General features: G+C 64.7%; 19 protein-coding genes. 2 read left to right on the top strand and 17 right to left on the bottom strand.

What is annotated here, in order from left to right:
• Positions 1 to 110: 110 nt before the first annotated feature.
• From V6Z91_RS14530 to rpsP, 8 genes are all read right to left on the bottom strand, one after another.
• Complete coding sequence (locus tag V6Z91_RS14530) at positions 111 to 2,831, bottom strand: pitrilysin family protein (RefSeq protein ID WP_338771472.1); 2,721 nt, start codon at positions 2,829 to 2,831, stop codon at positions 111 to 113.
• A 65-nt stretch (positions 2,832 to 2,896) separates the two neighbouring features.
• Positions 2,897 to 3,208, bottom strand: coding sequence for a DUF3579 domain-containing protein (locus tag V6Z91_RS14525; protein WP_338771863.1), 312 nt, complete (start codon positions 3,206 to 3,208; stop codon positions 2,897 to 2,899).
• Positions 3,209 to 3,483: 275 nt separating this feature from the next.
• A complete protein-coding gene (locus V6Z91_RS14520; protein WP_338771469.1) occupies positions 3,484 to 4,443 on the bottom strand; it encodes a CobD/CbiB family protein in 960 nt (319 codons plus the stop codon).
• Between the two features lie 36 nt (positions 4,444 to 4,479).
• Positions 4,480 to 5,139 carry a CoA pyrophosphatase gene (locus V6Z91_RS14515; RefSeq protein ID WP_338771466.1) on the bottom strand — a complete coding sequence of 220 codons (660 nt, stop codon included), beginning with the start codon at positions 5,137 to 5,139 and terminating at the stop codon, positions 4,480 to 4,482.
• Between the two features lie 101 nt (positions 5,140 to 5,240).
• Entirely contained in the window at positions 5,241 to 5,627 is a 387-nt protein-coding gene (gene rplS / locus V6Z91_RS14510; RefSeq protein WP_338771463.1) for a 50S ribosomal protein L19, read from the bottom strand.
• 106 nt (positions 5,628 to 5,733) lie between these two features.
• Positions 5,734 to 6,492, bottom strand: coding sequence for a tRNA (guanosine(37)-N1)-methyltransferase TrmD (gene trmD / locus V6Z91_RS14505; protein WP_338771460.1), 759 nt, complete (start codon positions 6,490 to 6,492; stop codon positions 5,734 to 5,736).
• Positions 6,493 to 6,512: 20 nt separating this feature from the next.
• Positions 6,513 to 7,049, bottom strand: a complete 537-nt coding sequence (gene rimM, locus V6Z91_RS14500) for a ribosome maturation factor RimM (RefSeq protein ID WP_338771457.1) — start codon at positions 7,047 to 7,049, stop codon at positions 6,513 to 6,515.
• 9 nt (positions 7,050 to 7,058) lie between these two features.
• A complete protein-coding gene (gene rpsP, locus V6Z91_RS14495) occupies positions 7,059 to 7,307 on the bottom strand; it encodes a 30S ribosomal protein S16 (protein WP_338771455.1) in 249 nt (82 codons plus the stop codon).
• 248 nt (positions 7,308 to 7,555) lie between these two features.
• Between rpsP and V6Z91_RS14490 the strand changes: the two genes are divergently transcribed.
• On the top strand, positions 7,556 to 7,972 hold the full coding sequence (locus V6Z91_RS14490) for a TM2 domain-containing protein (protein ID WP_338771861.1): 417 nt from the start codon (positions 7,556 to 7,558) through the stop codon (positions 7,970 to 7,972).
• Positions 7,973 to 8,235: 263 nt separating this feature from the next.
• Positions 8,236 to 8,661 carry a glycine zipper 2TM domain-containing protein gene (locus tag V6Z91_RS14485; protein ID WP_338771453.1) on the top strand — a complete coding sequence of 142 codons (426 nt, stop codon included), beginning with the start codon at positions 8,236 to 8,238 and terminating at the stop codon, positions 8,659 to 8,661.
• Here V6Z91_RS14485 and V6Z91_RS14480 read toward each other — a convergent pair whose 3' ends face one another.
• The 9 genes from V6Z91_RS14480 to V6Z91_RS14440 all read right to left on the bottom strand — a co-directional run bounded on the left by V6Z91_RS14480 (position 8,662) and on the right by V6Z91_RS14440 (position 19,890).
• Positions 8,662 to 9,285, bottom strand: a complete 624-nt coding sequence (locus V6Z91_RS14480; RefSeq protein ID WP_338771451.1) for a LysE family translocator — start codon at positions 9,283 to 9,285, stop codon at positions 8,662 to 8,664.
• 30 nt (positions 9,286 to 9,315) lie between these two features.
• The gene (locus V6Z91_RS14475; protein ID WP_338771450.1) at positions 9,316 to 11,112 is read right to left on the bottom strand and encodes a hypothetical protein; all 1,797 of its coding nucleotides are present in this window, start codon (positions 11,110 to 11,112) and stop codon (positions 9,316 to 9,318) included.
• A 110-nt stretch (positions 11,113 to 11,222) separates the two neighbouring features.
• Positions 11,223 to 13,025, bottom strand: coding sequence for an acyl-CoA dehydrogenase (locus tag V6Z91_RS14470; protein WP_338771447.1), 1,803 nt, complete (start codon positions 13,023 to 13,025; stop codon positions 11,223 to 11,225).
• A 206-nt stretch (positions 13,026 to 13,231) separates the two neighbouring features.
• Positions 13,232 to 14,164 carry an electron transfer flavoprotein subunit alpha/FixB family protein gene (locus tag V6Z91_RS14465; protein ID WP_338771444.1) on the bottom strand — a complete coding sequence of 311 codons (933 nt, stop codon included), beginning with the start codon at positions 14,162 to 14,164 and terminating at the stop codon, positions 13,232 to 13,234.
• A 106-nt stretch (positions 14,165 to 14,270) separates the two neighbouring features.
• Entirely contained in the window at positions 14,271 to 15,020 is a 750-nt protein-coding gene (locus tag V6Z91_RS14460) for an electron transfer flavoprotein subunit beta/FixA family protein (RefSeq protein ID WP_338771442.1), read from the bottom strand.
• Positions 15,021 to 15,287: 267 nt separating this feature from the next.
• Entirely contained in the window at positions 15,288 to 15,515 is a 228-nt protein-coding gene (locus V6Z91_RS14455; protein WP_130190229.1) for a sulfurtransferase TusA family protein, read from the bottom strand.
• A 418-nt stretch (positions 15,516 to 15,933) separates the two neighbouring features.
• Positions 15,934 to 18,543, bottom strand: coding sequence for an alanine--tRNA ligase (gene alaS, locus V6Z91_RS14450; RefSeq protein ID WP_338771439.1), 2,610 nt, complete (start codon positions 18,541 to 18,543; stop codon positions 15,934 to 15,936).
• A gap of 111 nt (positions 18,544 to 18,654) precedes the next feature.
• On the bottom strand, positions 18,655 to 19,398 hold the full coding sequence (gene ugpQ, locus V6Z91_RS14445; RefSeq protein ID WP_338771436.1) for a glycerophosphodiester phosphodiesterase: 744 nt from the start codon (positions 19,396 to 19,398) through the stop codon (positions 18,655 to 18,657).
• A gap of 168 nt (positions 19,399 to 19,566) precedes the next feature.
• Entirely contained in the window at positions 19,567 to 19,890 is a 324-nt protein-coding gene (locus V6Z91_RS14440; protein ID WP_338771434.1) for a hypothetical protein, read from the bottom strand.
• Positions 19,891 to 19,921: the final 31 nt, after the last annotated feature.

Raw genomic sequence — 19,921 nt, 5'->3', positions numbered from 1 at the left:
GGAATCCTGGTTATCGGGATGCCGCCATGGTACCGGCACCGTTCATCGCATGGGCATGCCATGCGACGAACTGCGCCATCGCGCGACGAAGCGCAAATCCGCCGGGCGGCTTACTTCGCCTTGGACTGGTCGCCCGCCATGACGACGACCAGCTTGGCCGGATCGACATGCTTGCGGAAGGTGGCGTTGACCTGCTCCACCGTGAGCGCCTGCAGCTTCGCCTCATGCTGCTTGCTCCACTCGAAGGTACGGTCGAGGTACAGGAACTTGGTCCACGAGGCAGCCACCACGCCATCCTTGGTGCGGTTCTGCACGCGCTGCTGCAGCAGGCCCGACTTGGCGCCCGCCACCTCGGCGGCCGTGAACCCTTCCTTCAGCGCGCGCTCCAGTTCCTCGCGCACGGCCGCTTCCAGCTTCTTCAGGTTCTGCGGCGCCGCGATCGCACTGATCGTGAAGCGCGAGGCACGGTCGATGTCGCCCACGAACAGGCCGGAACCGCCGCCATACGACAGGCCATCCTTCTGGCGGATGCGGTCCATCAGCCGCGACTTCAGGCCGCCGTCGCCGAAGATGAAGTTGGCCAGTTCCAGCGCCGGGTAGTCGGGATCGTCGCTCTTCAGGTCGAGGTTCACGCGCGCCGTGTAGAAGCCGTTTTCCTTGTCCGGCGTGTCGATCGCCTTGCGCGTGGCGGGGCGGTCCGCATTCGCGTCCAGGATGCGCGCATAGGCCGCCTTGCTGTCCCAGCCGGCCAGCGTCTCGGCCACGGTCTTGCTGGCCGATTCCTTGTCGAAGTCGCCCACGATCGCCAGCTCGCCGTGCGAGGCGCCGTAGAACTCGCGGTGGTAGGCCTTCACGTCGTCCAGCTTCATCGCCTTCAGCTCGGCGAGCTGTTCGTCGACCGTCATCACGTCGCGCGGGTCGCCCTTCGGCCAGTGGTCGAAATACTCGTCCATCGCCTGGCTCGCCAGCGACGGCGGCTCGTTGCGGTTCGCCTCGATGCCCACGATCCATTGCTGGCGCAGCTGCTCGAACTCGGCTTCCGAAAAAGCCGGTTCCTTGAGCACGTGCGCCATCAGGCGCAGCGCTTCATCGAGGTACTCGCGGGTGGTGTCGAACTGGTAGACGCTGCCGCCGCTCATCTTGAGCTTCGACATCGCGTCGGCCAGCTGGGCACGCGTGTACTTTGTGGTGCCCCGCGTGAGCATCTCGCCCGTCACGGCCGCCACCATCGACTTGCCGAACTGGTTCTTCTCGTCGCCCCAGTGCAGGCGCAGGTTCACCGAGACGGTCTCGCCGCGGTTCTTCTTCGGCAGCAGCGCCACCTCCAGGCCGCCCATCTTGCGGATCTCGGTGCGCGCCATGATGTTGTCCTGGCTCGGATCGAAGTTCTCGGAGGTGAGCACGATGTCGCGCGGCTGGTAGCCCTTCATTACTTCCGCCGCTGTCGGCGCCGCAGGCACGATGGCGCGCTGCGGGGCATCCTCGGGCAGGAACAGGCCCACGGTGCGGTTGTCGCGCTTGAAGTAGCGCCCGGCCGCCTCCGCTACCTGCCGTGCCGTGATCTTCGGCAGGTTGTCGCGGCCCTGGAACAGCAATCGCCAGTCGCCCAGCGCGATCTGCTCGGAGAGCGTCACGCCCACCTGCTGCGGATCGTTGAGCGCCTTCTCGATGCCATTGGCGAAGTTGCGGCGCGTGCGCTCCATCTCTTCCTCGCTGGGCGGGGTCTTGGCGAAGCCTTCGATCGCATCGACCAGCGCATCGCGCACCGGTTCGACCGGCTGACCCGCCTTCACGACGGCGCCGAACAATTGCAGGCCGGGCGCATAGCCGGTCTGGCCGAAGCTGAACACCTGTGCCGCCTTGCCCGTCTCCACCAGCAGCTTGTGCAGGCGGCCGTTCGGGGTGTCGCCCTGGATCTGGCTCATGAACTGCAGCGGGTCCGCATCCTCGTGCAGGCCTGCCGGCACCTTGTAGCCGACCAGCACCAGCTGCACATCGCCCTTGCGCCGCACGGCGAACTGGCGCTCGCCGTCCTGGGTTGGTTCGACCGTCCAGAACGGCGGCAACTTGCGCTTCGGCTTCGGGATGGCACCGAACGACTTGCTGATCCAGGACAGCGTCTGCGACGGCTCGAACTTGCCGGCCACCAGCAGCACGGCATTGTCCGGCTGGTACCAGGTGCGGTAGAACGCCTGCAGGTTCTCGATCTTCACGTTCTCGATATCGCTGCGGTTGCCGATCGTGGAGCGGCCGTAGCTGTGCCAGTCGTAGGCCACGCTTTCCATGCGCTTCATCAGCACGCCGAACGGGCTGTTCTCGCCCGCCTCGTACTCGTTGCGCACCACGGTCATTTCCGAATCGAGGTCCTTCCGCGCGATGAACGACCTGGTCATGCGCTCCGCTTCCATCTCCAGCGCCCACTTCAGGTTGCCGGTGCTGGCGGGGAAGACCTCGTAGTAATTGGTGCGGTCCTGCGAGGTGGTGCCGTTGAAGTCCATGCCCCGCTCGGCGAACTGCTGCGGGATATTGCGGTTCTTCGGCGCGCCCTTGAACATCAGGTGCTCGAGCAGGTGGGCCATGCCCGTCTCGCCATAGTTCTCATGGCGCGAGCCGACCAGGTAGGTCACGTTGACGGTGACGGTGGGCTTCGATGCATCGGGAAACAGCAGGACCTTCAGGCCGTTCGGCAACCGGTATTCGGTAATGCCTTCGACGGAAGGGCCCTTCACCACGCCGGGCGGCAGGGTCTGGCCATGGACTGCGGGAGGAACGAACGTCAGGATAAAGCAGGACAGCAGCGCTGCCGGAATCAGGGCACGGCGTAAGGTCATGTGGTCTCGCTACTCGCGTTGGCAAAACCATATCCTACGCCGCCGATGGCCGGCGTGGGAAGAGACTAGCGCTTTTCAGCGGCCGGTGGGGGATTGGTGGCGTCCACCACCTGCAGCTTGTTATCCGTGGCGAACTGCTTGACGAAGTGATAGGCCATGGGCTCGATCTCCTTCAAGCCCTCGTCCACCAGCACGGCCTTCACGCCGTTGAGCATGGTCGGCCGCACCAGCGGCGAGTACTGCAGGTGGGCATTGCGGCCGCCGGTGCCCGCAGGCCGGAAGCATGACATTACACCGCACAGGCGATCGGCCCAGTCGCTGGGACGAAATTGCTTGCCGTCGGTGGTAAGCCCAAGAATGAAGAACTCGCTGGCCATAGGCTGGGACAAAGGATACGTAGGATACGTGGCAGGGATTCTAGCGCGTCATCCAGGATAACGCGCTGAGTATTATATCTTATAGAAGACCTGGACACTGAGTACCCGACTGCGGCGGGGTGGAATAACGAATAAAGATCGTTCGCCCAACCGCCTTGCCGGGCGTGCCGGGTGTGGCCGGCGCATGGCAGCGGCTTGGAGACCGCCAGCGCGCGCCAGCCCGCGCCAGCATTGTATGCCCGTTCGCGCGAACGCGGTTTCCGGTTCGGGAGCGGTCAGCCCAGCGCCATCGCGCCGGACATCAACAGCAGCAGCAGCATCCACAGCAGCAGCGCGCGCCACACGAGGCCCACGGTGCTCTGCAGTGCGCGCACGGTCGGTTCGTCGCCGGGCAGCGTTTCCACTTCCACGTCGCTGATATCGACGGTGGCCGCGTCGGCCGGCACCATCTTCGCGGCGTTTTCCTGCGGCGTGCCGAGGCGCACGCCCATCGCGCCGCCGCCGGCGGCCAGGATGATGCCGATCGCCTCGTCGCGCCAGCGGTGGGCGAAATTGCGCCAGGCATAGATAGCGTCCTCGAAATTGCCGACCACGGCGAAGGCGACGGCGGTCAGGCGCGCGGGAATCCAGTCGATCCAGTAGAAGGCCCGGGCGGCGAACTGGCCGAACGCCTCGTTCTTCATGTGGTCCGGTTCGTTCCATGCGCGGGCCAGGTATTCGGACACCCGGTACATCACGGCGGCGGCGGGCCCCAGCGGCAGCAGGAACCAGAAGAACACGCCGAACACATTGCGGTGCGTGGTGATCAGCGCCTTCTCGACGGCGATGCGGGCGATCTCGTTCGCTTCCAGGCCCACGGTATCGGTCCTGGTCCATTCGGCCAGCAGGGCGCGCGCGGCGGGTTCGTCGCCGGCGTTCAGCGCCAGCTGGATCGAGGTGAAGTAATGGCTGTAATGGCGAAAGCCCAGGGTAAGATAGACGATCAGCACGTTCCACACGAAGGCGGCGATGATCAGGTTATAGCGCAGCAGTACCCAGTAGATCAGCGCGGTGGGCACCATCAGCGCCGCCATCATCAGGAACCAGCCCATGCGGCCATGGCTGGCCTGGCCGGCGTTGAACCAGTTTTCCATGCGCACCGCGAACAACTTGATGTTGGCGTAGATCGGATTATCCGCGCGCAGCGGCTTCATCTGCTCGAGCAGCAGCGCGCAGAGAATGGAAAGAAAAGTCATCTAAATCCCTTGGGGTGCAATGTGCGCTACGATAGCTTAAGCGCGCAAGAAATGAAACAGATTGCGCAGCATGCCGGCCGTGGCGCCCCAGGTGAAATAGCCCTCGTAAGGCATCGTGTAAAACGCCCGCCTGCCGGTCGGCAGCACCGCGGAACGCACCTCGTGGTGGGCTCCATCCATCAGGAATTGCAGCGGCACTTCGAAGATTTCCGCCACTTCGAACGGGTCTGCCTTCAGTTCGAACGGCGGCGCCACCAGGCCCACCACCGGCGTTACCGCATACCCCGTTCCCGTGTAGTACAGCGGCAGCGTGCCCAGGATCTCGATATGACGGCGGTGCAGGCCGATCTCCTCTTCCGTTTCGCGCAGCGCGGTATCGACCGCATCGGCGTCATCGTGTTCCGCGCGCCCGCCTGGAAAGGCCACCTGGCCCGCATGATCGTTCAGGTGCGCGGTGCGCTGCGTGAGCAGCACGGTGAGGCCGCGCTCGCGCTGCACGAGCGGCACGAGCACCGATGCGGGCGTGGGGTTCGGCCTGGGCGAGCGCGATTCGTCCGAGGTCTCGGGCAACCAGTCCGGCGGGTTGGCGAAGCGCTCGCGCAGCCAGCCGGCCTGCAGGCGCTCGCGCGGGACCGGCGGCTCGCCGGCAATGGCATCGATGGGCAGCTGGGCAGGATCGAAGAGCGGCTTGGCCAAGGTGGTCTCCCGGAGTGAATGCTTACAGGTATGGGCAGGTTGCAAATAAAAAAAGGGTGCCGAAACGGCACCCTTTTTCAATAACCGACGAAACCTGTCGATTACTCGCCTTGCGTCGCAGCAGCGGCGCGACGGTTCGGCAGCTTTTCCTTGATACGTGCGGATTTGCCCGAACGCTCGCGCAGGTAGTACAGCTTGGCGCGACGGACGTCACCACGACGCTTCACTTCGATCGAAGCGATCAGCGGGGAGTACAGCTGGAAGGTACGCTCGACGCCTTCGCCGGACGAGATTTTACGAACGATGAAGTTCGAGTTCAGGCCACGGTTGCGGCGGGCGATCACGACGCCTTCGTAAGCCTGGGCGCGCTTGCGCGTGCCTTCGACCACGTTCACGTTCACCACCACGGTGTCGCCAGGGGCGAACTCGGGGATGTTCTTGCCCAGGCGAGCGATTTCTTCCTGCTCGAGTTGCTGAATCAGATCCATTTTATGACTCCTATTGCCATCGTGCCGGCGCAGTTTTTTCGATTGCCCGGTAGAGGATGGGGTTAAACAAGCGGACCGGTATCGGCCCGCGCGGTTACTGCCTTCACTACACAGGTTTTGCTAAACCTGCCAAAAACTTTTCATCCTGCTTGCTCAAGAGGCCGGCGGCGCGGGCCTTTTCCAGCAAATCGGGACGCTTGTTCAGGGTCGCCTCGAGCATGCGCTCGCGGCGCCACTTGTTGATCTCGGCGTGATTCCCGCCCAGCAGCACCGGCGGTACGCTCTCGCCTTCGTAGACCTCGGGCCGCGTATAGTGCGGCGAATCCAGCAGGCCATTGACGAAACTGTCCTCGACGGCCGACGCATCGGTGTTCAGCACACCGGGCAACTGCCGCACCACGGCATCCATCAGCGCCATCGCCGGCAATTCGCCGCCGGACAGCACGAAGTCGCCGAGGCTGATTTCCTCGTCGACGCAGCGGTCCAGCAGGCGCTGGTCCACCGCCTCGTAGCGGCCGCAGAGGATCACGAGCCCGGGCTCGTTCTTCAACTCCATGACCTTCGCGTGCGTCAGTTGCCGGCCCTGCGGCGACATGAACACCACGCGCGGCGCCGGCAATCCGGCCACGACCTGGCGCCGTTTCGCGGCGGCGACCGTCGCTTCGAGCGGCTTGGCCAGCATCACCATGCCGGGCCCGCCGCCGTAAGGCCGGTCGTCCACGGTGCGGTGGTTGTCGGTCGTGAAATCACGCGGATTCCACAGGTTCAAGCCCCACCTGCCCTGCTCGTGCGCACGGCGCGTGACGCCGGACTGCGTGAGCGCGGCGAACATCTCGGGGAACAGCGTAACGACGTCGAACTGCATGATCGGTGAACGCGGGAGGCTCAGTAGTCGAGGCCCCAGTCCACGACGATCTTCTTCGCTTCCTGGTCCACCTTCTTCACGAACTGGTCCACGAATGGGATCAGCCGCTCTTCGGCCTGGCCGGGTTCCTGGATACGCAGGATCGATTGCGGCCCGTTGCTCATCATGTCGTGCACCACGCCCAGGCGTTCGCCCTGCAGGTTCTCGACTTCCAGGCCGATCAGGTCGGCCCAGTAGAATTCATCTTCATCTTCCAGCTGCGGAAACTGGCTGCGCGGGATGAAGACCGCGGCACCCTTCAGCGCTTCCGCCATGTCCCGGTCGGTGACATCGACGAGCGTCGCCACCACATCGCCGGAATGCATCCTGGCCCGCTTGACGGCGACGTCGTGCAGGCCCGGCTTGTCCAGCCACCAGGTTGTCGCGTGCAGCAAGGCATCGGCATCCGTGGAGAACGGACGGATCCGCACGCCACCGGCCACGCCATAGGCACCGGCGATGAAGCCTACCTGTACCAGATCGCCGGGGACAGCCCCGGCCTCACTCTTGCCGCTCAAGACGAAAACTTAGGCAGCTGCTTTTTGCGAGTTGACCAGACGCTCGACAGCCGGGGACAGCTGGGCGCCCACGCCTTGCCAGTACGACAGGCGGTCAGCGGCGATGCGCAGGCCAACTTCCTGGCCCGAAGCCATCGGGTTGTAGAAACCGATGCGCTCGACGAAGCGACCGTCACGACGATTGCGGGAATCGGTTGCAACGATGTTGTAGAAAGGGCGCTTCTTGGCACCACCGCGAGCTAAACGAATAACGACCATAATATTTCCAAAAAGTGTGCTGAGTCGGAAAAAGCCGCCGATTATAGCGTGCTTCCTCTTTGGCCAGCAAGAATTAATGACAATAGTGAGAGTTGGGGCAATCCATGATTATCGCCTACTTGGGCGTGATGGGCAATCGCAAATTGCGCTCGCCCCGGTATCGGCAGTGCAGCATGCGCCGACGACACGGGACGCCAATTTTGCCCGATACTGCACGGCTCCTGGCAACCTTGTCCATTTACTGATCGATCGGCATGTCGCATAAAAACAAAACGCTGGCCACGCTGCTCGCCTTCGTCCTCGGCGGCGTCGGCGCCCACCGCTTCTACCTGAAGGGTTTCAATGACCGCTGGGGCTGGCTGCACGCCGCGTCCCTGCCCGCCTGCGGCATCGTCATGAGCGCCGCGCCTGCCGCGGACTGGTATTTCTGGTACCTGCCGTTCACCCTGTCGATGCTGGCCGGCTTCCTCGAGGCACTTGTGCTGGGCCTGATGCCGGACGAGAAATGGGACACCGCCTACAACCCCTCCTCCGGCCGCCGCAGCGAATCGCGCTGGCCGCTGGCCGTGATCATCGTCGCAACCCTGATGGTCGGCGCCGGCACCCTGATCGCCACCCTCGCCCGCCTGTTCGACCTGCTGTATACGGGCGGTGCCTACGGCTGACGAAGCTGCACGGGGGCGCCGGCCTGGTGTCGTACACCGGCTCGCCGGTGTACGACACCGGTTTTCTCTTCCGCAGTCCGGGGCGCCAGGGGTGCCTCGTGGGAAAACCGGTGTCGTACACCTTTTCCGGAGAAACACCGGAAAAGGTGTGCGACACCGATCCGGTGGCCGGCGACGGGATTTACAAGCGATTACAATTTGCTCATCCATAAGGATAGTCGGCGCGCCTATACTGCGCCCATCAGTCATTACCCGGAGCAAACATGAAAGCCTTCCTGCGCAGCACCCTCGCCACCCTCGCCCTGTCCACGCTGATGGCGGGTGCCCATGCCGACCCGCACCACAAGCACAGGGTCTGCAATGACTGCGGCAAGGTGACCGGCGTGCGCGTCGTCGAGAAGGATGGCAAGGGTGGCGCAACCGGCGTGATCGTCGGCGGCGTGGCGGGCGGCCTGCTGGGCAACCAGATCGGCAGCGGCACCGGCCGCGACCTGGCCACCGTGGCCGGCGCCGTCGGCGGCGCGTATGCGGGCAAGCACATCGAAGGCAAGATGAAGAAGGTGAAGACGTGGATCGTCAACGTGCGCTTCGAGAATGGCCGCACGCGCTCCTACGACTTCGCCAACGACCCGCACATGCACAAGGGCGACCGCGTGCGCAGGAATGGCGACCGGATCGTGCGCGGCTGATCACGCGCGCCGCGCGAGCAGCAGGCCAAGGCCCGCGCCGGACAGCAGCCCGGCGCAGGCGCGGTTGAAGATGCGCTTGCCGCGCGGCTGGGCAAACCAGCGCCGCAGCCGGCTGCCGATGGCCGCGTAGATGGCGATCGCCACCATCTCGAATGCCAGGAACAGAGCGCCCAGCAGCGCGAACTGGGCCGCCACCGGCCGCGCCGGGTCGACGAATTGCGGCAGGAATGCCGTGAAGATCAGGATCGCTTTCGGATTGCCGACGGCCACCAGGAATTCCTGGCGTGCCAATCGCAGCACGCCCGCCTCGCCCGTATCACCCTTCTCCTCCCCCACCGCCGGCTCGGCCCGCCACAGCTGCCACGCCAGCCAGAACAGGTACAAGGCCCCCGTGATCTTGATCGCATGGAACAGCAGCTCGGACGCATGCAGCACGACGGCCAGCCCGCTCGCCGCCAGCGCGATCATGCCGACGAAGGCGAGCAGCCGGCCCAGCCCGGCGGCACAGGACGCCCTAAACCCGTAGCGCGTCGCATTGCTGACCGATAGCAGGTTGTTGGGCCCCGGCGCCAGGTTGAGGGCAAAGCAGGCGGGGATGAACAGCAGCAGTGTCGACAGTTCCATGGTTCTTCTCCTTCGCCCGGGCCGCCAGGGTCAGCGCTGCTTGGCCGGCCACCGCCCGGGCAGCCGCGACCGGATCTTGTCGGCCGTGTCGGCCAGATGGGCATAGCCGCTGTAGTTGTCGGTCCAGCTCGTGTACATGATGCCATCCAGGCCGCGCGGCGGCTGCTTGCCGAGCACCCCCAGCCAGTTGTCCACGCTGCTCAGGCTGTCATAGTACAGGGCGACTACCTGCCGATGACCGGGCTCGGCGAATCGCTTCAGCGAAACGCGGCGATTGGCGTCGTCGGCGCCCCCCGTCCGCCCTTCGCCAGCCCAATTGACGATGACGAAGCTCGAATCGAGCGGGACCGACGATTTGCTCAAGTCGCCGTTCACCTGCCAGTAGCGGGGTACCGCGTTCATCGTGGGATCGAACATATCGTTCCACACCAGCTTTTCGACGGGCCGGCGATAGCCCGTCAGCCGCGCGCCCACGCCATTGACCGTGCGCGCCAGGTATTCGCCGGCCGTTTTCGGCTTCGGCTTGCAGCTCGGGTCCCAGTTCATGACCCGGATCTCGTCATAGTACATGAAGTAGCGGTCGGTCTTCGCGCCGGAGAACTTGCCGCCGAAAATCTTGTTGAGCTCGTCGTAGTACGCCTTCTGGATGTCGAAATAGTCGTCGACACAGGAGGTGGCCGGGGTCCCGAAGCGCACCGTCATGTTCACGGCCGACTGGTACCAGGCCACGTCGAGCACCTGGCCATCGCGGATGCGGCTGCCGCCGGGAATCTTCAGCTGTTCCACGCCGACCGTGTAATCGGCGCCCTCGCGGTACACGGTACCGTCCCGCCCTTTCACCACGAGCGGCAGCGACGCGCGCCGCACCGGATGGGCCAGGCCGATCTCGCGCAGCGCGATGTCGTCTACCCACACCGCCGTCGAGGGATCGCCGCCCGACTGGTTGGCCAGGTAGAACATCACCCACGAATAATTGCCGGTATTGAAGTCGAGCTCGTATTTTTTCCAGCCCTGGCCGGGAGCGAACATCGACCGGTCGGAATTGCCCGCCTCGTTCCAGCTGCCGTCCGGCCTGGTTCCCCAGCCCAGGCGGGATGTCATGTTGCGATAGACGGGCTGGCCGCTGTCCTCGCCCAGGATCTGGGCAGTCAGCTTCGACGTGGGATAGCCGGCGCTGGCCTTGAGCCAGAACGTTACCCGGTAAGCCTTGTGCGGAGCAAGGTCGAACCTGCGGTACAGGCGTGCATTGCGATGTGGGCCACTGGCGGCCGGCGACATTTTCATCGATCCGGAGCCGCCGCCATGGTCGTTGTTGGGGTCGAATTTCACCCAGGCGTTATCGCGGTGCCAGCCGGCATCGCTGGCGAAATCGCCGTTCTCGACCAGGTTCGCATCGCTGGCGGTGGCCACCTTGTTCCGCACCGTGAATGGCGTGGTCGCCGGCAAGGCCTCGACGAGGTTCGGATCGACGGTGACGGGCACGGCCGGACTCCCGCCCACCGGGATCAGTTCCACACCGTGCTCGACGCCCAGCGCGATCAGCTCGGCCAGGTTCCTGCGCAGTGCCGCCGCCTTGCCCGAGTCGCCTTTCAGCAGCACGTGATAGCCGGCGTCGCCGCCGGCATTGAGCGCGATGCCGTTGTAGCCATTGGCCGCCGCGTCGGCGATCAGTTTCTTCAGGGTGGAAAAATTGCCGGGCGTGGTGACATTGCCGCCGTAATAGATCCAGCGCTTTGGAAAGCAGTCCGGGCAGTCATTGTCGGCCGCTGCAGCGTTGCATGCCAGCACGGCCAGCACGGCCGAGACCATGGTCCTCCTCAAGTTCATACGGGATATCCTTTTGCCAATTTCCCGTAAGAATATCAGGAAGTGAACCGCCGGGCGCGTCTCCTACGGGCCCGGCAGCGCTCCCTTCCCGGCGATCTGGCTGAGGCAGCTCAGAACAGCTCTTCCGGCAGCGCCAGCACGCCGGCGTGGCCTTCCACGATGGCGGAGCGCATCGCCGCCGATTGCGCGAGGAAGTGGTCGGCAAAGAAGCGCGCGGTGACGATCTTTGCCTTATAGAAGGCGGCATCGCCTTCACCGGCCGCCAGCTTCTGCTGCGCGACCAGCGCGGCGCGCGCCATCTGCCAGCCGCCCAGCACGATGCCGGCCAGCTTCAGGTACGGCACGCTGCCGGCAAAGACGGCTTTCACGTCGCTCTTCGCATTGGCCAGCACGAAGTCGACCACCGCTTCCAGGTCGGCGGCGCCCTGCTCCAGGCGCGCACGCATCGACGCAAAATCGGCGGCGAAGTCCGATCCTTCCAGTTCGCCCAGCTGCGTGCCCGTCGCGCGCACCTGCGCGACGAGGTGCTTGGCCACTTTACCGCCGTCGCGCAGCGTCTTGCGGCCCACCAGGTCGTTGGCCTGGATCGCCGTGGTGCCTTCGTAGATCGTGAGGATCTTCGCGTCGCGGTAGTGCTGCGCGGCGCCCGTCTCCTCGATGAAGCCCATGCCGCCGTGTACCTGCACGCCGTCGCGCGCCACGTTCTCGCTCATCTCCGTCGACCAGCCCTTGATCACGGGGACCAGGTACTCGTACACGGCCTGGTGGGCGGCGCGCGTTTCCTCGTCCTCGTGGTGGTGGGCGATATCATGGAAGCCCGCGCCCACGTAGGCCAGCGCGCGCGCCGCCTCGGTCTGGGCGCGCATCGACATCAGCATGCGCCGCACGTCCGGATGGTGAATGATCGCCACCGGGCCGGAGGAGCCGGCCAGGTCGCGCGACTGCACGCGCTCGCGGGCAAAAGCAACGGCCTTCTGGTACGCGTTCTCGGCCAGGCCGATGCCCTGCATGCCCACGCCGAAACGCGCCGCGTTCATCATGATGAACATGTACTCCAGGCCGCGGTTTTCCTCGCCCACCAGCGTGCCGATCGCCCCGCCATGGTCGCCGAATTGCAGCACCGCGGTCGGGCTGGCCTTGATGCCCAGCTTGTGCTCGATGGAGACGCAATGCACGTCGTTGCGCGCGCCCAGCGATCCGTCGGCATTGACCATGAACTTCGGCACGATGAACAGCGAGATGCCCTTCACGCCCGGCGGCGCGTCCGGCGTGCGCGCCAGCACGAGGTGCACGATGTTTTCCGTCATATCGTGCTCGCCGTACGTGATGAAGATCTTGGTACCGAAGATTTTATAGGTGCCATCGCCCTGCGGCTCGGCGCGCGTGCGCACGGCGGCAAGGTCGGAGCCGGCCTGCGGCTCGGTGAGATTCATCGTGCCGGTCCACTTGCCGGTGACGAGCGGCTCCAGGTACGTGGCCTTCTGCTCATCGCTGCCGGCCGTCATCAGCGCCTCGATCGCCCCGTCGGACAGCAGCGCCACCAGCGCGAACGACAGGTTCGCCCCGTGCAGCATTTCCACGCACGGCGTGCCCACCAGCTTGGGCAAGCCCTGGCCGCCGAAGTCCTGCGGATGCTGCAGGCCCTGCCAGCCGGCGTCGGCGAACTGGCGGAAGGCTTCCTTGAAGCCCTTCGTCGTCGTCACTTCACCGTCGTGCCAGAAGCTCGGCTCCTTGTCGCCGGCGTGGTTCAGCGGGTCGATCACGCCGCTGACGAACTTTGCGTTCTCCTCCAGCACGGCTTCGGCCGTTTCGCGCGTGGCATCCTCGCAGCCGGGCAGCGCGCTCACGGCGTCGAGGTTGGCCAGCTCGTTCATCACGAACAGCATGTCTTTGATCGGGGCGGTATAGCTCATTGTCGTCTCCAAAAAAAATGGGCACCTCGAAAAACCTGCTGCGCGTTGCATTTCCGGCCTGCGATGCTCGCCGTACGGCTGTACGGCTGCGCTTCTCGGCCGGAACTGCCGCCGCTCGCGACGGTTTTCAAGGTGCCCAGGCCACGGTGGCCGGGCTGTGGTGCCTGGCCAGCGTGGCTCGTTGTGAGTCAGGTCCCTGGTGAGGATCAGCCCAGTTCTTTGACCAGTGCCGGAACGATCTCGAACAGATCGCCCACGATGCCGTAGTCGGCCACCGAGAAGATCGGCGCTTCCGGATCCTTGTTGATGGCCACGATGGTCTTCGAATCCTTCATGCCGGCCAGGTGCTGGATCGCGCCGGAGATGCCGACGGCGATGTACAGCGAAGGCGCGACGATCTTGCCGGTCTGGCCCACCTGCCAGTCGTTCGGAACGTAGCCCGCGTCGACGGCGGCGCGCGAGGCACCCATGGCGGCGTTCAGCTTGTCCGCCAGCGGTTCGAGGATCTTGAAGTTGTCGGCCGAGCCGATGCCGCGGCCGCCGGACACGATGATCTTGGCAGCGGTCAGTTCCGGACGGTCCGACTTCGCGACTTCACGGCCCACGAAGCTCGACTTGCCGGAATCGGCCACGGCCGTCACGTTTTCCACGGCGGCCGAACCGCCGGTCGATGCGGCGGAGTCGAAGCCGGTGGTGCGGACGGTGATCACTTTCACCTTGTCCGACGATTGCACGGTGGCGATCGCGTTGCCGGCGTAGATCGGGCGTTCGAACGTGTCCGGCGAATCGACCTTGGTGATCTCGGAGATCTGCGCCACGTCCAGCTTGGCGGCCACGCGCGGCAGGATGTTCTTGCCATAGGCGGTAGCCGGGGCCAGGATGTGCGAATAGCTGCCTGCGACAGCCAGGATCTGCTCGGCCACGTTTTCGGCCAGGCCTTCGGCGAAGTGCGGCGCGTCGGCCAGCAGCACTTTCGTGACGCCGGCAATCTGCGCGGCCTGCTGGGCGGCAGCCGAGGCATTCGCGCCGGCGACCAGGACGTGGACTTCACCGCCGGCTTGCGCCGCGGCGGTAACGGTATGGTGGGTGCTGCCTTTCAGGCTGGCGTTGTCGTGTTCTGCGATGACGAGTGCGACCATGATTTTTCCCTTGCTGTGGCGGCGCTGCGAAAAGGCTGGGGTCAGTCCCCGTGCGGGGCGGTCCGCCGATACGGCAGGCCCCGGTGCCTCACGCGCCGCGAGTTATTCAGATGACTTTGGCTTCGGTGCGCAGCTTCGACACCAGCGTGGCAACGTCCGGCACTTTCACGCCGGCGGAGCGCTTGGCCGGCTCGGCCACTTTCAGCGTCTTCAGGCGCGGCGTCACGTCCACGCCCAGGTCCTCCGGCTTGATCGTTTCCAGCGGCTTCTTCTTCGCCTTCATGATGTTCGGCAGCGTCACGTAGCGCGGCTCGTTCAGGCGCAGGTCGGTGGTGACGATCGCCGGCAGCGTGAGCGACAGGGTTTCCAGGCCGCCGTCCACTTCACGGGTCACGGTGACCTTGCCGTCTTCCAGCACGACCTTCGAAGCGAAGGTGGCTTGCGGCCAGCCCAGCAGCGCGGCCAGCATCTGGCCCGTCTGGTTCGAATCGTCGTCGATCGCCTGCTTGCCCAGGATGATCAGCTGCGGCTGCTCCTTGTCGGCCAGCGCCTTGAGCAGCTTGGCCACGGCCAGCGGCTCCAGTTCGGCACCGGTCTCGATCAGCACGCCGCGGTCGGCGCCGATCGCCATGCCCGTGCGCAGCGTTTCCTGGCACTGCGCCACACCGGCCGACACCGCCACGATCTCGGTCACCTTGCCCGCTTCCTTCAGGCGCGTGGCTTCTTCCAGGGCGATCTCGTCGAACGGGTTCATCGACATTTTGACGTTGGCGATATCGACGCCAGTGCCGTCGGACTTCACGCGCACCTTGACGTTGTAGTCGACCACGCGCTTGACAGGTACCAGGACTTTCATGGGATGCCTTTGGGAAAAAATGAGAGTGAAATGGGCTAGATTATAAAAGTTTTTCTAGGCCGGCACGGAATTAAAGCACGACCGTACGATTTCAGGTTAGAAGGCCGCCTCTAAAAAGAAGATTGTTCGCGGAATCGGCTGGACGGGTGCGGAAAATACGGTGGGTGGGAAAAAACAAGGGGACAGTCCTGCTGCCAGGAAACTGTCCCCTTGTTCGCCGATGAAGGCGCCTGTGGTGCGATGGGATGTTTTGAGTGGTTGGCTGACTTATTTACGCTGCATCAGGAACGTAAACTCGGCGCCCTGCTGGACGTGCGACAACAGCGGGTTGCCGGTCTGCTTGGCGAATGCCTGGAAGTCGCGCACGGAACCGGGATCGGTCGCCACGATGCGCAACACCTGGCCGCTCTCCAGTTCGGCCAGTGCCTTCTTCGCCTTCAGGATCGGCAGCGGGCAGTTCAGGCCGCGCGCATCGATTTCCTTATGAAATTCCATGATTTCGGTATCGAGTAAAGTATCGCTCATCAAGATTCTCACCAAATATTGTGCTGAGTCATGACAGTCTACTCCAAAAAGTGCGCCTTGACGCGGTGCACCAAAAGAGTTCGCGAGTCGTTGCAGTTTTGCAACGAGAGATTCAAAAAAGTAAATGGCCGCTGGAGACAACGGCCAGAAACCGCAGTATAGACCCAAAACCGATTCTTCCGCACTGCGTCATCGACGTCCGCGAACTTGCGCCAGGTTGAGCATTGCAAGCCCGGCAGGACCAACCTTGCCGTCGACTTCCAGTCACCGGGCAATCCAACCGATAACGGCAGCGCATTGCGTCCAGTTGACGCGGCGCGGGCTCTTTATGCGAACGTGGCAGAAAAAAAGGGCGGCTCGCGCCGCCCTGTCCGGCAAGCAAAAGCGCTTACACGCGTTGCTCGACCCAGCCCTGCACGCCTGCCAGGGCATCCGGCAGTGCCGCCGGGTTCGTGCCGCCGGCCTGCGCCATGTCCGGCCGGCCGCCGCCCTTGCCGCCCACCTGCTGGGCAACGAAGTTCACCAGCTCGCCGGCTTTCACCTTGCCGATCGAATCGGCCGTGACGCCGGCGATCAGGCTGACCTTGTCGCCGTTCACCGATGCCAGCACGATTGCCGCCGTCTTCAGCTTGTCCTTCAGCTTGTCCATCGTTTCACGCAGCGCGGTCACGTCGGCGCCTTCCAGCGTGGCGGCCAGCACCTTGATGCCCTTGATGTCGATCGCCTTCGTGGCCAGTTCGTCGCCCTGGCCGGAAGCCAGCTTCGACTTCAGCGCGTTCAATTCCTTCTCCAGCGCTTTCACCTGGTCCTGCACCTGGCCGATGCGGCTGGTCAGTTCTTCCGGCGTGGCCTTCAGCGCGGCGGCTGCCTCGTTCAGGCGGCGGTTCATCGCCTGCACCAGCGCCAGCGCGCCCTCGCCCGTCACGGCTTCCACGCGGCGAATACCGGCCGCCACGCCGCCTTCGGAAACGATCTTGAACAGGCCGATGTCGCCGGTGCGCTGCACGTGCACGCCGCCGCACAGTTCCTTCGACGAGCCGATGTCCAGCACGCGCACTTCGTCGCCGTACTTCTCGCCGAACAGCGCCATCGCGCCATGCTTGACGGCGTCATCGAACGACATGTGCTGCGCCTTGGTCGGATGGTTTTCCAGGATCTCGGCATTGACGAGCGCTTCGACCCTGGCGATCTGCTCGGCGGTCAACGGCGCATTGTGGCTGAAGTCGAAGCGGGTCTTGTCCGCATCGACCAGCGAGCCTTTCTGCTGCACGTGCGAACCCAGCACTTCACGCAGCGCCTTGTGCATCAGGTGCGTGGCCGAGTGGTTGCGGATCGTGCGTGCGCGCTTCACCGTATCGACCTGGGCGGACACTTTGTCGCCCACTTTCAGCGAGCCGTTTTCCAGCACGCCGTGCTGGCCGAACACGTCGGCCTGGATCTTCAGCGTGTCGTCGACCGTGAATTTCGCGCTGGTGCTCTGGATGATGCCCTGGTCGCCCACCTGGCCGCCGGATTCGGCGTAGAACGGCGTGGTGTCCAGCACCACGATGCCGGCCTCGCCGGCCTTCAGTTCCTGCACCGGCGCGCCGTTCGAATACAGGGCGATCACGGTCGAATCGAAGACCAGTTGCTCGTAGCCCACGAAGCTCGTCTTCGCGCCCGTGTATTCCACGTTGGCGGCCATCTTGAACTTGCCGGCCGCGCGCGCGGTGCGCTTCTGGTTTTCCATCGCCGCGGCGAAGCCTTCCTCGTCCAGCGTCACGCCGCGCTCGCGGCAGATGTCGGCCGTCAGGTCCAGCGGGAAGCCGTAGGTGTCGTACAGCGTGAACGCGGTGGCGCCATCGAGCTTGTGCGGGTCCTTGACCAGCTGCGCTTCCAGGATCTTCATGCCGTTTTCCAGCGTTTCGCCGAAGCGCTCTTCTTCCGTCTTCAGCACCTGCTGCACATAGGCCAGCTTCTCGGTCAGTTCCGGATAGGCGGCGCCCATTTCCTTGTCCAGGTCGGCGGCCAGCTTGTAGAAGAACGGTTTCGTCTGCCCCAGCTTGTGGCCGTGGCGCAGCGCGCGGCGGATGATGCGGCGCAGGACGTAGCCGTGGCCTTCCGAGCTCGGGATGATGCCGTCGACGATCAGGAAGGAGGCGGCGCGGATATGGTCGGCGATCACGCGCAGCGACTTGCTTTCCAGGTCTTCCGTGTGCGTTTCGCGGGCGGCGGCCTTGATCAGGTTCTGGAACAGGTCGATCTCGTAATTGCTGTGCACGTGCTGCAGCACGGCGGCCAGGCGTTCCATGCCCATGCCGGTATCGACGCAGGGCTTGGGCAGCTTCGTCATGTTGCCGGCTTCATCGCGGTTGAACTGCATGAACACCAGGTTCCAGATCTCGATGAAGCGGTCGCCGTCTTCCTCGGCCGAACCCGGGGGGCCGCCCCAGATTTCCGGGCCGTGGTCGTAGAAGATCTCCGTGCACGGGCCGCACGGGCCGGTGTCGGCCATCTGCCAGAAGTTGTCCGACGCGTAGCGGGCACCCTTGTTGTCGCCGATGCGGATGATGCGCTCCTTCGGCACGCCGATCTCGTTCGCCCAGATGTCGTAGGCTTCGTCGTCTTCCTGGTAGACGGTGACGGTCAGCTTCTCGGCCGGCAGCATGTACACGCGGGTCAGCAGTTCCCACGCATAGGCGATCGCGTCGCGCTTGAAGTAATCGCCGAAGCTGAAGTTACCCAGCATCTCGAAGAACGTGTGGTGGCGCGCCGTGTAGCCCACGTTTTCCAGGTCGTTGTGCTTGCCGCCGGCGCGCACGCAGCGCTGCACGGTGGTGGCGCGCGAGTAGGGGCGCGTATCCAGGCCCAGGAACACGTCCTTGAACTGCACCATGCCCGAGTTCGTCAGCAGCATGGTCGGATCGTTGCCCGGTACTAGCGGGCTGGAACGGACGATCGTGTGACCCTTGGACTCGAAGAATTTGAGGAACTTCTCGCGGATTTCGGTTGATTTCATGTCGATAGGCTAAATGCAGGCTGAAGGCGGGCGCGCGCGCCCTGGCTGTATGCGAAACGCTGATTATACGTGAATGTATTTCCGGCAGGATGGCCGCCGGATTCGGCAGTTTCAGCGGAAATCGGCCGAAATCAGGTCGATCCGGTCGGTGCAGATCGCGTCGACGCCCCACCCCAGCAGGGTGCGCGCGCGTTCCGGGTCGTTGACGGTGTAGCAGAACAGGCCGAAGCCGGCCGATTTCACGGCCCGCGCCTGCCCGGGCGCCAGTTGCCTGTGGTCGACGTGCACCGACAGCACGCCCAGCTCGCGCGCCTGCCCTTCCCAGTCGGCCGGCAAGCCTTCGAAGGCGATCGCGCGCGGCAGTTCCGGCGCGGCCGCGCGGGCGGCACGCAGCGCGGTGGCGCTGAACGACGACAGCAGCGGCAGCCGCGCCGCGTCGCTCTCCTGCGGGAACAGCTGGCGCACGGTGTCGGCCACGTGGCGGCCGGTGGCTTCGTCGTGGCCGGGCGCCGGCTTGATTTCCACGTTCATCCAGATACCGTGGGCCTTGCAGTACTCGGCGAACGGCACGAACAGCGGCACGGGCTCGCCCGCGTACTCCGGGCCGAACCAGCTGCCGGCGTCGAGCCTGGCAATATCGGCGGCGTCCAGGCCGGCCACGGTGCCGGGGCCCGGTACCGTGCGGCCGAAGTCGGGGTCGTGCATGACGACGCCGATGCCGTCGCGCGACAGCATCACGTCGAACTCGACGGCGCGGTAGCCGTGACGCAGGCCGGCGTCCAGCGCGGCGATGGTGTTTTCCGGGGCGGTCGTGCCGCCGCCGCGGTGCGCGATCATGGTTGGATAGGGCCACATGGGTGCACACTACCATGCGGCAGCCCCTGGCACCGAAAAACGGGCAAAAAAAGGCCGCTTCACGTTCGAAGCGGCCCTGTAAGGCGCCGGTTGCGGTCGCGGCTCGGGGTTGGCCGCGGCGCTGGCCCGTGGAAGACACACAGCGGGCCCCGGCGCCGTCGCCCCAACTCAGTGCAGGTGTTGCTTGAACTCGACCAATTCGCTGTGCATATTGTTGACCGCCGATTTCATCTGGCCCGACAGTGGCAGGCCGCTGCTGCATACGCGCAGCGCGCGCGCGCCCAGGAGTTCCATGTCGTCGATCAGCCGGGCGATACGCGCGGGATCGCGCAGCGCCAGGATTTCCGTGATGCGGTCCGATTGCCGGTCCAGCTTCTGGATGTAATCGCGCAGTTCGCCCGGCAGCACGCGCTCTGCGGACAGCGCCTGGGCGGCCTGGGCAACGGCGAGCCTAATGCTGTTGAGGCGGCTTCTGATTTCCTGTTCTCCCATATTCCCCTCCATGATTCCCCTCCGTGGTTGG

Source organism: Massilia sp. METH4 (genome assembly GCF_037094685.1).
Classification (GTDB): domain Bacteria; phylum Pseudomonadota; class Gammaproteobacteria; order Burkholderiales; family Burkholderiaceae_D; genus Rugamonas.
Note: the sequence above shows the minus strand (reverse complement) of the source record. Positions and strands in the feature narration are given on the sequence as shown.

What these genes read in the sequence shown, in the direction of transcription:
- V6Z91_RS14440 (WP_338771434.1), bottom strand. Translation starts at nt 19,890, where the DNA reads ATGGGAGAACAGGAAATCAGAAGCCGCCTCAACAGCATTAGGCTCGCC.
- V6Z91_RS14520 (WP_338771469.1), bottom strand. Translation starts at nt 4,443, where the DNA reads ATGACTTTTCTTTCCATTCTCTGCGCGCTGCTGCTCGAGCAGATGAAG.
- rplS (WP_338771463.1), bottom strand. Translation starts at nt 5,627, where the DNA reads ATGGATCTGATTCAGCAACTCGAGCAGGAAGAAATCGCTCGCCTGGGC.
- V6Z91_RS14455 (WP_130190229.1), bottom strand. Translation starts at nt 15,515, where the DNA reads ATGGAATTTCATAAGGAAATCGATGCGCGCGGCCTGAACTGCCCGCTG.
- V6Z91_RS14485 (WP_338771453.1), top strand. Translation starts at nt 8,236, where the DNA reads ATGAAAGCCTTCCTGCGCAGCACCCTCGCCACCCTCGCCCTGTCCACG.
- V6Z91_RS14460 (WP_338771442.1), bottom strand. Translation starts at nt 15,020, where the DNA reads ATGAAAGTCCTGGTACCTGTCAAGCGCGTGGTCGACTACAACGTCAAG.
- alaS (WP_338771439.1), bottom strand. Translation starts at nt 18,543, where the DNA reads ATGAAATCAACCGAAATCCGCGAGAAGTTCCTCAAATTCTTCGAGTCC.
- V6Z91_RS14465 (WP_338771444.1), bottom strand. Translation starts at nt 14,164, where the DNA reads ATGGTCGCACTCGTCATCGCAGAACACGACAACGCCAGCCTGAAAGGC.
- V6Z91_RS14525 (WP_338771863.1), bottom strand. Translation starts at nt 3,208, where the DNA reads ATGGCCAGCGAGTTCTTCATTCTTGGGCTTACCACCGACGGCAAGCAA.
- V6Z91_RS14530 (WP_338771472.1), bottom strand. Translation starts at nt 2,831, where the DNA reads ATGACCTTACGCCGTGCCCTGATTCCGGCAGCGCTGCTGTCCTGCTTT.
- V6Z91_RS14475 (WP_338771450.1), bottom strand. Translation starts at nt 11,112, where the DNA reads ATGAACTTGAGGAGGACCATGGTCTCGGCCGTGCTGGCCGTGCTGGCA.
- trmD (WP_338771460.1), bottom strand. Translation starts at nt 6,492, where the DNA reads ATGCAGTTCGACGTCGTTACGCTGTTCCCCGAGATGTTCGCCGCGCTC.
- V6Z91_RS14470 (WP_338771447.1), bottom strand. Translation starts at nt 13,025, where the DNA reads ATGAGCTATACCGCCCCGATCAAAGACATGCTGTTCGTGATGAACGAG.
- V6Z91_RS14480 (WP_338771451.1), bottom strand. Translation starts at nt 9,285, where the DNA reads ATGGAACTGTCGACACTGCTGCTGTTCATCCCCGCCTGCTTTGCCCTC.
- rpsP (WP_338771455.1), bottom strand. Translation starts at nt 7,307, where the DNA reads ATGGTCGTTATTCGTTTAGCTCGCGGTGGTGCCAAGAAGCGCCCTTTC.
- ugpQ (WP_338771436.1), bottom strand. Translation starts at nt 19,398, where the DNA reads ATGTGGCCCTATCCAACCATGATCGCGCACCGCGGCGGCGGCACGACC.